Below are 11,985 nucleotides of genomic sequence, written 5' to 3'. Positions count from 1 at the left end.
GCGCTGCCGATAAAAAGCCCGCCTAATGGCGGGCTTTTTCATGCCTGCGATTCCAGGCAACGGGCGAACAACCGTTGAATCGGCTGACTGCGCTGGCTGTAGCGCTGCAAAACCACCATCTCCCGATAGAACGTCAGTTCTCCCAGTTCGATCACCCTCACCCTCAGCGGATGCTCCAGCCACAGCCCGGCCCTGGGCAGCAATGAAACCCCGAGCCCGCACTCGACCATCTTCACGATCGCTTCCAGCTCATCCAGCTCAAGCGCTACGTGGGCGTCAATCCGCTGCTCGCGCAGAAACTGCGTCACCAGCCGTCCACCAAACGAGTTGCGGTCATAACGCACGTGAGGATGCTCGGCCAGCAGTGGCAGCGGATCATCGCCCCCGACCGTTGTCGGCACGATCAGCACGAACGGTTCGCGGCGGATCACCTGTGCCGACAGCTCCTTGGGCAATTCGAATGGTGGTTTGATCATGATCGCCAGATCAACTTCCCCGGCATCCACTTGGCTCAGCAGGTTCAGCGACACACCGGGCACCAGTTTCGGCTCCACGCCCGGCGCCAATTGCCGCAAACGCAATAACGCCTGAGGCAACAGCCCGGTTTGCGCGGTGGCGACGGCGCCGATTCTCAGCTCGCCGCGAAACTCTCCGACATCCTCGCTGATCGCCATGCGGTTGAAAATCGCGAGCATTTCCTGCGCCATCGGCACTGCGCGCTGCCCGGCCGGATTAAGGATCGCCTGTCGCCCGGTGCGATCGAACAGACGCACGCCCAAGGCCTGCTCCAGATTACGGATCTGCGCGCTGACCGCCGATTGCGTGAGGCCGATGTGCAGACCGGCGGCGGCAAACGTGCCATGCCGAGCCACTGCCAGTAAGGTTTTCAGTTCACGCAGCATAGGCGCCTCGATTGATCGAAATAATTTGAGCTCGGCGCAAAAACTATCGTCTTTCAATCGAAAAGCACAGCGCTAGACTCAGTCCACCCCAACCGTTGATAGAGATCGCGCCTATGTCACTCAGCCCTTTCCACCTGGCCATTCCCGTGTACGACCTCGCCGCCGCCCGGCATTTCTATCGTGAAGTGTTCGGACTCGAGGAAGGTCGCTCCAGCGATCACTGGGTCGACTTCAATTTCTTCGGCCACCAACTGGTGATTCACCTTGCGCCGAAGAATGCCTCGCAGGAAGCGGCACACACCAACGCCGTGGACGGGCACGACGTACCGGTGCCGCATTTCGGCGTGGTGCTGGGGATGGAGGAATGGCAGGCCCTGGCCGAGCGTTTGAAGTCACTGGGCACTCGATTCGTGATCGAGCCGGGGATCCGTTTTCAGGGGCTGGTGGGCGAACAGGCGACGATGTTTCTGTTTGACCCGTGCGGCAATGCGCTGGAGTTCAAGGCATTCAAGGATATCGGGCAGTTGTTTGCCAAATAGCAGCGGGGACTTGAACCACTGCCGATCCTTGTCCACCAGCGTGACCCGTGCGATCGGCACGTTGAACAGGCGCTTGGCCAGTCGCGTCAGCCGGTCGAAGCGCTCTTGCGGTGCGGTGTCGAGCAGCTTCAGGTCATGCAGCGCTTGAATGCAAACAGCTTCATTGGCGAGTTTGCCGGGTACCAGCATCACACACGCCTTTGCCGTCGATGCCGTTGAACGTAGCCCGAATCAGCGATGACACAACCTCATCCGCCGACCACCGGACACGGCCCGCCTGCATCGGCCCAAAGCTTGAACTGGGTTACGAAGATGTCGTGCGGCACCGGCACCGGTTGCCGCCCTGCCCCGGGATTCCAGCCCCAGAGCACCAGCTTGTCCTCGCTGACGTGCTTGATCAGCGCGGCGAAGTCGCGGTCGCCGTTGCTGGCGCGGTCCTTGATCATGGCGCACAAACGATCCGGCGGCAGGCCGATCCAGGCCATTTTGTGGGCGGCCGGCGGCAGGCTCCAGTGCGGCGCGCCGGGTGGCGCGTGGGGGCCGTAACTGGCCGGTGGATTGCTTTCGGCGTGGCAGGTGGCGCAAGGCAAACCGGCGGCGCCCTTGCCGTCCATGCCGCGCACCACGTTCATTGCGTGGGGCGTGCCAGCGTCGAACTGCAACGGCGAATCGCCGGGAATGTGGCAGTTCTGGCAGCGCGGGCTCTGGAACACTTTCTGCACCGTGCCGAAGGCCTTCAAGGCTTCCTGATCGTCGGCAAACAGATCCGACGCATAGCCGCCCAGCCCGATCAGCATCACCGTGCCCAACAACAGATGTCGTTTCATCTCACACCCCCGACAGTTGCAGCGGCAGTTCCCGCAGGCGCTGCCCGGTCAGGGCGAACAGCGCGTTGGCCACCGCCGGCGCCGTGGGCGGCACACCGGCCTCGCCGATGCCGCCTGGTTTGTCGGTGCTCGGCACGATGTGCACCTCGACCACCGGCATTTCGTTGAGCCGCAACACTTGATAGTCGTGATAGTTGGACTGCACGACCTGACCGTCCTTGAGCGTCAGCTTGCTGTGCAGCGCCATGCTCAGGCCGAAGGTGATGCATGACTCCATCTGCGCCGCGATGCTCTGCGGGTTGACCGCAATCCCGCAATCCACCGCGCAGACCACGCGGTGCACGCGGATCTTCAGATTGTCCTGGGATACCTCGGCGACTTGCGCCACGTAGCTGCCGAACGATTCGTGCACCGCCACACCCAATGCGTGTCCGTCCGGCAGCGGGGCTTTCCAGTTGGCCTTCTCCACCGCCAGGTTCAGCACGCCGAGATGCCGGGCATGCTCCTTGAGCAGCGTTCGTCGGTACTCCACCGGATCCTTGCCCGCCGCTGTGGCCATTTCATCGATCAGCGATTCCATGACAAACGCGGTGTGGCTATGACCCACCGAGCGCAGCCACAGCACGTTGATCCCGGTGGCCGGCGAATGCAGATCGACCTGATGGTCCGCCAGCCCCTGGATGTATGGACTGTCCGCCACGCCCTCGACCGAGGTTTGATCGACGCCGTTCTTGACCATGGTTTTTTCCAGCATGGTGCCGGCCATGATCGACTGGCCCACGAGCGCATGCTGCCAGGCCAGCGGCAAACCATCGGCACCGAGACCGATCCGCGCCTGATGCAGAAACATCGAACGGTAATACCCGCCGCGAATGTCATCCTCCCGCGACCACACGGTTTTCACCGGCATCGCGGCAGCCTTCGCGACTTGCACCGCTTCGGCCACAAAGTCGGAAGTCGGGTTGGCCCGCCGGCCGAAACCACCGCCGAGGAATTCGGTGTGGATTTCCACCTGCTCCGGTTTCAGCCCGGTGATCTTGCCGGCGATCATTTGGTCCAGCGTCTGAAACTGGGTGCCGGTCCAGATCTCGCATTTTTCGGCGCTGATTTTCACCGTGCAGTTCAGCGGCTCCATCGGCGCATGAGCCAGGTACGGCACGCTGTACTCGACATCGATTTTCTTCGCCGCTTTACCAAAGCTGCCTTTGGCATCCCCGGCCTTACTGGCGGAAATGCCCGGTGTGGCCGCGAGTTTGCGAAAACTCTCCAGCAGCTTTTCGCTGCTCAGATCGGCGTGCGGCCCCAGATCCCAATCGACTTTCAATGCATCACGACCGAGCTTCGCCGCCCAGTAATGATCGGCAATCACCGCCACGCCAGTGGGCACCTGCACCACTTTGTGCACACCGGGAACGGCCAGCGCCTGGGCGCCTTCGAAGGATTTGACGCTGGCGCCGAACACCGGCGCCCGGGCGACCATGGCGGTCATCAATCCGTCGAACTGCACGTCCATGCCGAACTTGGCGCGGCCGGTGATTTTCTCCGGGGTGTCGAGGCGCTTGGTGGGTTTGCCGATGACTTTCCAGTCCTTCGCTTCTTTAAAGGTGATCGACTTCGGATCCGGCACCGGCAGCTGTCCGGCGGCGTCCGCCAGTTCGCCATAAGTGGCGCGATTGTCGCCGGCAATCACCACGCCGGACTCAGTGCGGATCGTCGAGGGTGCCACGTTGAAACGCTTGGCAGCCGCTTCGATCAACATCTGCCGTGCCATAGCGCCCGCAAGCCGGTAACGGTCGAACTCCATCCAGGTCGAGGTCGAACCCCCGGTGATCTGCATCCCGCCAAACGCCGGCATGCCGTAGTCGGCAGCCGAGGCCGGCGAGTGCTCGACGCGGATCTTCGACCAGTCGGCGTCCAGTTCCTCGGCAATCAGCATGGTCAGCCCGGTCCAGATGCCCTGGCCCATTTCCGAATGGCCGAGCAGCACGGTGACGCTGTTGTCCGGCGCAATGCGCAGGAACGCGTTCGGCGCAAACACTTTGCCTTCATTTTCCGCCGCCGTGGCAAAGCGGTTGCCGCCGGGCACCACGAACGCCACGACGAGACCACCGCCAAGTACAGCGCTGCCCTTGAGAAATCCGCGACGGGATACAGGACTGTTCATCACTCACCTCCCCCTCGCTTAACCGATGTCGGCAGCACGTTTGACCGCCGCACGGATTCTTGGATAGGTGCCGCAGCGGCAGATGTTGCCGGAGAGCGCCTGATCGATGTCGCTGTCGGTGGGTTTGGGGATTTTCGCCAGCAATGCGGCGGCGGACATGATCTGCCCGGACTGGCAGTAGCCGCACTGCACCACGTCCAACTCCGCCCAGGCCTGTTGCACCGGGTGCGAACCGTCGCTCGACAGGCCTTCGATGGTCAGGATTTTCTGCCCATGGGCGACAGCCGTGGCCGGTGTGATGCAGGATCGCAGCGGCGCGCCATCGACATGCACGGTGCAGGCACCGCACTGGGCCATGCCGCAGCCGAATTTGGTACCGGTCAGGTGCGCGACATCGCGCAGGACCCAGAGCAACGGCATGTCCGCGGGGACATCGAGCTCCTGATCCTTGCCATTGATGTTCAAGGTCAGCATCGGGGATTTCCTCAGACTCACGGTGTTCTGAAGGGGCGTTGCGACAGCATTCGATGCCGTGCACGCCTCGGCTTATCCCTTTCAGCTAAGCGCATTTTGCCCCGACGACCAGCCGCCGCGACCACCGGTCATGCCGCTCCGTTCGGGAATTCATCGACCAAAGTGCCGACTTTGCTCCTACAGTTGATTCCGGCTATCACCGCAAGACGTGCCTTTTCACATTTTCCAGGAGTCGCGAACATGGGCTATGTCACAACCAAAGACGGCGTCGAAATCTTCTACAAGGACTGGGGCCCGAAAGACGCCCCGGTGATCCACTTCCATCACGGCTGGCCACTGAGCTCGGACGACTGGGATGCGCAGATGCTGTTCTTCCTTGCACAAGGCTTTCGCGTGGTGGCCCACGACCGACGGGGTCACGGGCGTTCGAGCCAGGTCTGGGACGGCCACGACATGGATCACTACGCCGACGATGTGGCGGCAGTGGTCAATCATCTGGGGACCCAGAAAGCCGTGCATGTCGGCCACTCCACCGGTGGCGGCGAAGTGATTCATTACATCGCCCGGCATGGCGAGGATCGGGTGTCGAAAGCCGCAATCATCAGCGCCGTGCCGCCGCTGATGGTAAAAACCGAGAGCAATCCGGGTGGTCTGCCAAAGTCGGTGTTCGACGATCTTCAGGCGCAATTGGCAGCCAATCGTGCGCAGTTCTATCACGATGTGCCGGCCGGTCCGTTCTATGGCTACAACCGGCCGGGCGCCAAGCCTTCGGAACCCGTCGTGCTCAACTGGTGGCGTCAGGGCATGATGGGCGGCGCCAAGGCTCACTATGACGGCATCGTCGCGTTCTCGCAGACCGACTTCACCGAAGACCTGAAAGGCATTTCGATTCCGGTGCTGGTGATGCACGGCGATGACGACCAGATCGTGCCGTATGAAGACTCCGGTGTGCTCTCGGCCAAACTGCTGAAAAACAGCACGCTGAAGATTTATCCGGGCTTCCCCCACGGCATGCCGACCACCGAGGCGCCAACGATCAACGCGGATCTGCTGGCCTTCATTCGCGGCTGACCCTATTGGCCGGGCTCAGGCACCAGGCCTGACCCCGGCTATTCTTCGGTTCGTGACGTTCCCTCGCGTTCACGCACGTAATGTCTGGCCAATGGAAAGGCCGGCAGCCACGACGCGCCGCACAAGCAACCGCCAGTCAGTCGATCCATGGCACACCTCCCGCAAAATGGAATATCCGGTGAGTGAAATAGCAGCGCCATGGGGGAACGCTTACAATCGTGGCCCATTACCACCATTCAGACAGACCACTCCCTTCATGGCGCTCGACCCCCTTACGATGTTGACCATTTCCACCGCACTGGCAGCGGCGGCCGCCCTTTACCTGGCGGTCGAATGGCGCAGCATCCGCGAATCCTCGTTGCTGTTCTGGAGCGCCGGTTTCGCCACCATCACCGTCGGTTCGAGCCTGGCCCTGCTGCGCGCCAACGGTTATCCATTGATTGGCATCTGGTTCGCCAACGGCTTGCTGGTCGTTGCGCACTGGCTGTTCCTGCTGGGCGTCGCGCGGTTTACCCAGCGGTCGCTATCGCGAGCCTGGTACTTGATGTTCCTCGCGTGGCTGGCGTTGCTGCTGTTACCGGAAGATCCCTCGTGGTCGAAGATCATGCTGGTGGCCAACTCGCTGCTGGTAGCCGCGTTGATGCTGCGAGCCAGTCTGTTGCTGCGCCCGCACGGCAAGTCGCTGAGCATCGGTGCCGTGCAACTGCGTTATGTGCTGTTGATCCACGGCGTGTTCTATTTCACCAAGGCGATCATCGCGGTGATTCCGGGCACGCTGATCGATCTGGCGTCGCTGCGCGGCGAGATCATTCAGATCTCTCTGGTCGAAGGCGCGATGGCAATCATGCTGATTGCGCTGTCGATGACCGGCACCGAGCGCTACCGCCGGGAGAAACAGATCGCCGAACTGGCCGCCCGGGATCCGCTGACCGCACTGTACAACCGCCGCGCCCTCGAAGTCAGCGCGCCGCGCCTGCTCAGGGAAGTCTCCAGCGCCCGCCCCGGCGCCCTGCTGCTGATCGACATCGACAACTTCAAACTGATCAACGACTTGTATGGCCACACCGCCGGTGACCGCCTGCTGATCTCGCTCAGCGAAATGATCCGCTCGCAACTGCCTCAGGGTGCGCTGGCGGCAAGGCTGGGCGGTGATGAATTCGTCATGTTGCTGGGCGATGCTTCCCACGAACAGATCATGGTGCTGGGCAGTGAGCTGCGTGAGCAGTTTCAGGCGCTGACTTCGCAGGCCTACATCACCCCTGAAGCCGTTACCTTGAGCATTGGCGCCAAGGTGTTCGACCAGCCACCGACCAGCCTCGCGGCATTGATCGAACAGGGCGACAGCGCGCTCTACGAATCCAAGCGCGGCGGACGCAACCGGATTCGTCTGGTCGACTGCACCTGACCTATCCTTGCCTGCACCCGCATCCTCGGAGTTCGCCATGTCCTCGCCTGAATCCACCCTCCTCCAGAGCTGGCACCACAATGCCCGGGCCTGGACCGAAGCCATCCGCAGCGGCGCCATCGAGAGCCGCCGGCAAGTCACCGATCAGGCGATTCTGCTGGCGTTGATGGGGCGCCAACCTGAACGTGTGCTCGATCTGGGGTGCGGCGAAGGCTGGCTGTTGCGGGCGCTGGCAGAGCGCGGGATCGAAGTGGTCGGAGTGGACGGCGATGCCACGCTGGTCGAGGCGGCACAAGCGGCGGGATCGTCTCCCGTGCACGTCGCCAGCTATGAAGATCTGGCGGAAACGAAAGTCGACATCGGCCACGGCTACGACATTATCTGCGCCAATTTTTCCCTGCTGCATCAGGACATCATCCCGCTGCTCGCCGCCCTGAATGCCCTGCTCGTGCCCGGCGGTGCGCTGGTCATCCAGACGCTGCACCCGTGGTCGGTGGCCGCAGGTGATTATCAGGATGGCTGGCGCGAGGAAACCTTCGACGGCTTCAAGGGGCAGTGGCAGCCGATGCCATGGTATTTCCGCACCTTGTCCAGCTGGCTGAATGCGCTGGACATGGCCGGGTTTCAGTTGACCAGCCTGCGGGAGCCGCAACATCCGCAAAGTCCCGTGCCGCAGTCGTTGTTGATGATTGCAGAGCGTCGCGGATAAAAAACTACAGCCTCGGTTTGAGCAGGATCCCGGTGTAATGCCGCAAAAACAGCGCGAACCCCGCGCACCAGAGCACCACGGACAACCCCAGCCCAAGACTGGAAAACGGCACCAGCAACACCCGGCAACCCGCCGCGATCAACACCGATGCAAACCCCAGCACCACGGCCTTCGGTGGCTGCAACAGCCGCCCGGTGTGACCGAGGCTGACCCGAGCAATCATCGCCAGAATCAACCCGCCCACGCCGCCAACCGCCAGCGCATGGGTTGCCAGGCTTTGCTGGCCGAGCAGTCCCAGATGCCACGCCGCCATGGCCCAGATCGCCAGCGCCATCCAGCTGTAAGCCAGGTACAGCGACCAGAGCAGCGGCACCCGCCACATCCCGCGATCATGCCAGCGGATCAGCCGCAGTATCTGCAAACTGCCGGTGAGCACGAACAGCGCTGCCAGCCACGGCCGGGGCGAATCGTCAAGACCCGCCGCAAACGTGATCGCCGTCAGCAGACTGCCGATCAACAGCAGCCGTGTGGGTAACGGATGGGCGCTCGGTGCCGGTGGACGGTTCAAGCCACGCTGGATGAAGAACGGAATCACCCGCCCGCCGATCACGGTCATCAGCGCCGCCATCAGCCACAAAGCACCCAGTACGCCTTGACGCTGCAAACCAGCGTCGTCCCTGAAGATGCCGATCAGAGTCAGCGCCTGACAACCCGCCATCAACCCGAGTACCAGCACAATCGGGTAATTGTCGCGCTTGCCCGCAGCGATCAGATCCCGTGCCAGCGCCACCGCCAGCAGGGGCAGAAATGCCCATTGCAGCGCGAGGATCAATGCAACGGGCAACGGCAACCACCACGCCATACGTCCGAGCAGCCAGACCGAAACCAACGCAATCAGCGCCCCGCCGCGCACGCCTGGAATCCCGGTCCAGTTGGGCACCGCCGTCAGCAGAAACCCGGCAACGATCGCCACCGCGAAACCGAACGGCATTTCATGCCGATGCCAAGCGAGCATGCCGCCCGCCGGTTGCAGGTCGAACCAGTGGCCGTAAAGCCACAAGCCCCAAATCAGAATCGCCAGAGCCGCAAATCCGGCGCCGGCCAGAAACAGCGGCCGAAAGCCCAGGCTGAACACCGGTGCGGTTGCGAGTCTGCGCATCTCAGGCCACCGCCCCTGCCGGGGACTGGCCCAACCGGTAATGTGAAAGCAGGCGCATCACATAGCCGATCTTGATCAGCGTCGGACCGACAATGGTCATGGCGTGCATCGCTACCAGCAACGCAATGGGCATGTGGCCCTGATACAAATAAGCGCCGTAAATCCCGGCCAGCAACATGACCAGGCCGGCGACGAGCACTTTGCTCGACAGATACAGAACGTTCAGCGGACTCTCGAAGAGAGTGAACATGTTTCGTACTCCTGAGCGGATCAGTTTGTACGGAAGGTGTATCAACACTCGTGCCAGACTTTTAGCCCAGCAATATCAGGCAGTTGCGAAAATACGAGTCAATTTGACATAAATATAAAAGAGTCTTTTTGACACCCATCAAAGTCAATACGACTACACTCGATCCTCACAACAGCCAACCACTCGATCCACGGCACCGCCTGCTGATCACAGACTGACTACGCTATTAATCCAGCGTATCCAACCTGCCGAGGATGACTGCCATGCAACGCTTTCAAAAGCTGACTCCGTGCCTGTGGTTCGACGATCAGGCCGAAGCGGCGGCGAAGTTTTACTGCTCGATCTTCGATCACTCGAAAATCACCGCCCTCACCCATTACAGCAAGGTTGGCCAGGAATTCCACGGTCGCCCGGAAGGCTCGGTAATGACCGTCAGCTTCGAACTCGACGGCCAGACCTTCACCGGGCTCAATGGCGGGCCAATGTTCAAGTTCAATGAGGCGATTTCGTTTCAGGTCAATTGCCAGAACCAGGAAGAGATCGACCATTTCTGGGGCAACCTGTCGGCCGGCGGGCCGGTGGAAGCGCAGCAATGCGGCTGGCTCAAGGACAAGTTCGGCGTGTCGTGGCAGATCGTGCCGGTGGCGTTCATGCACATGATGACCGACCCCGACCAGACCAAGGCCCAACGGGCGATGCAGGCCATGTTCGGGATGAAAAAACTCGACATCGCCGAACTGGAGCGAGCTTTCGCCGGCCAGAGTTGAGCCTGCGGATTCAGTCAACCGTGCATCGGGAATCGTTGTCACCTGTCAGATCTGACAGGTGTCATTGTTCTGTCGTTGTTTGACACTGGTTATTCCTCCATTTGAAGGTATACCGTCATGAACAACCTCATTACAGTGGATTTCGAAGATCAGACCTCACAGGATTTTGCTCCCGGACAGACTTTCACCAGCAACGGGGTACGCTTTCACCTTCTGCCGGCATCTACAGTCCCGATGTCCATTAAGAAAGCAGGCGGTACGCATGTTAACGGACAAGTCTTGATCATTCGCACAGGTATCGTGGACATTGACCTGGACGAGCTGCGAATCAGCTTGAGCTTTTGGTTGTCAAACGCCGCAAAAGGAATGACTGTGCGTTTTTTTGCGCAGGATGGTTCAAAGATTGTCGAGTTCAATGAACCTGCGCATGGTGCTGGCGAGAAGTCATTCGGATACACCATCCAACGTGCGTTTACAAAGGCTCAGATCGAAGTCCCCGGTGATAGTGTGATCATCGATGAGCTGCGATTTACGAAATAGCGATGACTGGCTAACGGCAGTCAGCACTCGCTAAACTCAAGCCCGACTGCCGGGAACCTCAACAATGAAACACACTGCCGCCAAAAACCCTGAACAAGCCCCGCGCTTCTGGCGCCACGACGCCCTGCCCTTCATCGAGGCCCGGGCCATCGCCGATGGGCGCGAGGTCTGTTATTCCCGACATTCACACGCGCATTTTTCCATCGGCGCAATCACCGCCGGGCGTAGCACCTATGTGCATGAGCAATCAACGTTCGAAGTGGCAGCCGGCACCGTGGTGCTGATGAATCCGGGGGACGTACACGCGTGCAACCCGATCGATGATCAGCCGTGGTCGTATCTTATGCTGTATGTGGAAACGCCGTGGCTGACGGACTTGCAGCATCAGTTGGGTTTCAGTGTAGAACTTGAGTTTCGGCGGTTTTCCGATACCCATTTGAATGACGCTCGCCTGTTTCGCGACTTGAATGCGTTGTACGCGGTATTGGTCGACGATCAGCAAGACGTGCTGCGCAAACATAGCGCAGCGGTGGAATTCTTCAGCGATCTGCAACTGCGCCTGAACCCCATCGAACAACCGTTGCGCGAACCAAACTTCAAACTCGAACGCGCCGCCGACTTCATCCGCCAACACTGCACCGACCTGCTCAGCCTCGACGACATCTGCGCCGCTGCCGAGCTGTCACCGTCCTACCTGATCCGCGCCTTCAAACAACACTTCGGCATGACGCCCCATGCGTTTTTGGTCAACCAGCGCATTCAGTTTGCCCGCGAGCGACTGAGGCGCGGGCAGTTGATTGCGGATGTTGCGCTGGAGGCGGGGTTTGCCGATCAGGCCCATTTTCAGCGGGCGTTCAAGCAGCATCTGGCGGTGACGCCGGGGCAGTATCGGGGTTGAATCTGAAGGTATCGGGTATCAAACTTGCGGCCACATCACCTGACTTGATCAGTTCGACTTCAGCCTTGTGACATCTCGCCCCGAAAAGAACAAATCATGGGGACCTGCAGGGGACTCATCGAACAGCCGCACCTCAAGAAGCTCCTCCTTAGAGTCGTACGTCCGAAAGATAAATTTAGCGGTAATTAACGAAACGCCCGAGTGTGCTCCAACACGAAATGAAGAGCAGGCTGACTTGAAGTCTAAACGCGTTGTGCCTGTACGATTCATCACGGCATAG

The 11,985-nt window shown here is 60.7% G+C and carries 13 protein-coding genes and 1 pseudogene; 7 read left to right on the top strand and 7 right to left on the bottom strand.

What is annotated here, in order from left to right; translation table 11 throughout:
* Nucleotides 1-38: 38 nt before the first annotated feature.
* Entirely contained in the window at nucleotides 39-902 is an 864-nt protein-coding gene (locus NE357_RS11185; protein WP_169429897.1) for a LysR family transcriptional regulator, read from the bottom strand.
* A 113-nt stretch (nucleotides 903-1,015) separates the two neighbouring features.
* Between NE357_RS11185 and NE357_RS11180 the strand changes: the two genes are divergently transcribed.
* Nucleotides 1,016-1,441 carry a VOC family protein gene (locus tag NE357_RS11180; protein WP_169429896.1) on the top strand — a complete coding sequence of 142 codons (426 nt, stop codon included), beginning with the start codon at nucleotides 1,016-1,018 and terminating at the stop codon, nucleotides 1,439-1,441.
* Nucleotides 1,442-1,447: 6 nt separating this feature from the next.
* Here the strand turns inward: NE357_RS11180 and NE357_RS11175 are convergent.
* The 4 genes and pseudogenes from NE357_RS11175 to NE357_RS11160 form a co-directional block, all read right to left on the bottom strand.
* Nucleotides 1,448-1,630: pseudogene (locus NE357_RS11175) on the bottom strand (GGDEF domain-containing protein); the annotation flags it as partial.
* Between the two features lie 59 nt (nucleotides 1,631-1,689).
* Nucleotides 1,690-2,268 (bottom strand): hypothetical protein, encoded by a 579-nt coding sequence (locus tag NE357_RS11170; protein ID WP_169429895.1) that lies wholly within the window; start codon nucleotides 2,266-2,268, stop codon nucleotides 1,690-1,692.
* A gap of 1 nt (nucleotide 2,269) precedes the next feature.
* On the bottom strand, nucleotides 2,270-4,432 hold the full coding sequence (locus NE357_RS11165) for a xanthine dehydrogenase family protein molybdopterin-binding subunit (protein WP_169429894.1): 2,163 nt from the start codon (nucleotides 4,430-4,432) through the stop codon (nucleotides 2,270-2,272).
* A gap of 18 nt (nucleotides 4,433-4,450) precedes the next feature.
* The gene (locus NE357_RS11160; RefSeq protein WP_007956954.1) at nucleotides 4,451-4,906 is read right to left on the bottom strand and encodes a (2Fe-2S)-binding protein; all 456 of its coding nucleotides are present in this window, start codon (nucleotides 4,904-4,906) and stop codon (nucleotides 4,451-4,453) included.
* A 240-nt stretch (nucleotides 4,907-5,146) separates the two neighbouring features.
* Between NE357_RS11160 and NE357_RS11155 the strand changes: the two genes are divergently transcribed.
* The 3 genes from NE357_RS11155 to NE357_RS11145 all read left to right on the top strand — a co-directional run bounded on the left by NE357_RS11155 (nucleotide 5,147) and on the right by NE357_RS11145 (nucleotide 8,091).
* Nucleotides 5,147-5,977, top strand: coding sequence for an alpha/beta fold hydrolase (locus tag NE357_RS11155; protein WP_085708611.1), 831 nt, complete (start codon nucleotides 5,147-5,149; stop codon nucleotides 5,975-5,977).
* A gap of 256 nt (nucleotides 5,978-6,233) precedes the next feature.
* Nucleotides 6,234-7,382 (top strand): GGDEF domain-containing protein, encoded by a 1,149-nt coding sequence (locus NE357_RS11150; RefSeq protein ID WP_169429893.1) that lies wholly within the window; start codon nucleotides 6,234-6,236, stop codon nucleotides 7,380-7,382.
* Nucleotides 7,383-7,419: 37 nt separating this feature from the next.
* Nucleotides 7,420-8,091 (top strand): class I SAM-dependent methyltransferase, encoded by a 672-nt coding sequence (locus NE357_RS11145; RefSeq protein WP_169429892.1) that lies wholly within the window; start codon nucleotides 7,420-7,422, stop codon nucleotides 8,089-8,091.
* A 4-nt stretch (nucleotides 8,092-8,095) separates the two neighbouring features.
* Here NE357_RS11145 and NE357_RS11140 read toward each other — a convergent pair whose 3' ends face one another.
* Nucleotides 8,096-9,250 (bottom strand): NnrS family protein, encoded by a 1,155-nt coding sequence (locus NE357_RS11140; RefSeq protein ID WP_169429891.1) that lies wholly within the window; start codon nucleotides 9,248-9,250, stop codon nucleotides 8,096-8,098.
* Between the two features lies 1 nt (nucleotide 9,251).
* Nucleotides 9,252-9,500 (bottom strand): transmembrane sensor/regulator PpyR, encoded by a 249-nt coding sequence (locus NE357_RS11135; RefSeq protein ID WP_169429890.1) that lies wholly within the window; start codon nucleotides 9,498-9,500, stop codon nucleotides 9,252-9,254.
* A gap of 263 nt (nucleotides 9,501-9,763) precedes the next feature.
* Between NE357_RS11135 and NE357_RS11130 the strand changes: the two genes are divergently transcribed.
* The 3 genes from NE357_RS11130 (at nucleotide 9,764) to NE357_RS11120 (ending at nucleotide 11,705) form a co-directional block, all read left to right on the top strand.
* Nucleotides 9,764-10,267 (top strand): VOC family protein, encoded by a 504-nt coding sequence (locus NE357_RS11130; RefSeq protein ID WP_169429889.1) that lies wholly within the window; start codon nucleotides 9,764-9,766, stop codon nucleotides 10,265-10,267.
* Between the two features lie 117 nt (nucleotides 10,268-10,384).
* Complete coding sequence (locus tag NE357_RS11125) at nucleotides 10,385-10,807, top strand: hypothetical protein (RefSeq protein WP_169429888.1); 423 nt, start codon at nucleotides 10,385-10,387, stop codon at nucleotides 10,805-10,807.
* 64 nt (nucleotides 10,808-10,871) lie between these two features.
* On the top strand, nucleotides 10,872-11,705 hold the full coding sequence (locus NE357_RS11120) for an AraC family transcriptional regulator (RefSeq protein ID WP_169429887.1): 834 nt from the start codon (nucleotides 10,872-10,874) through the stop codon (nucleotides 11,703-11,705).
* The last annotated feature ends 280 nt before the right edge of the window (nucleotides 11,706-11,985 follow it).

It is taken from the genome of Pseudomonas sp. G7(2022) (genome assembly GCF_052660475.1).
Note: the sequence above shows the minus strand (reverse complement) of the source record. Positions and strands in the feature narration are given on the sequence as shown.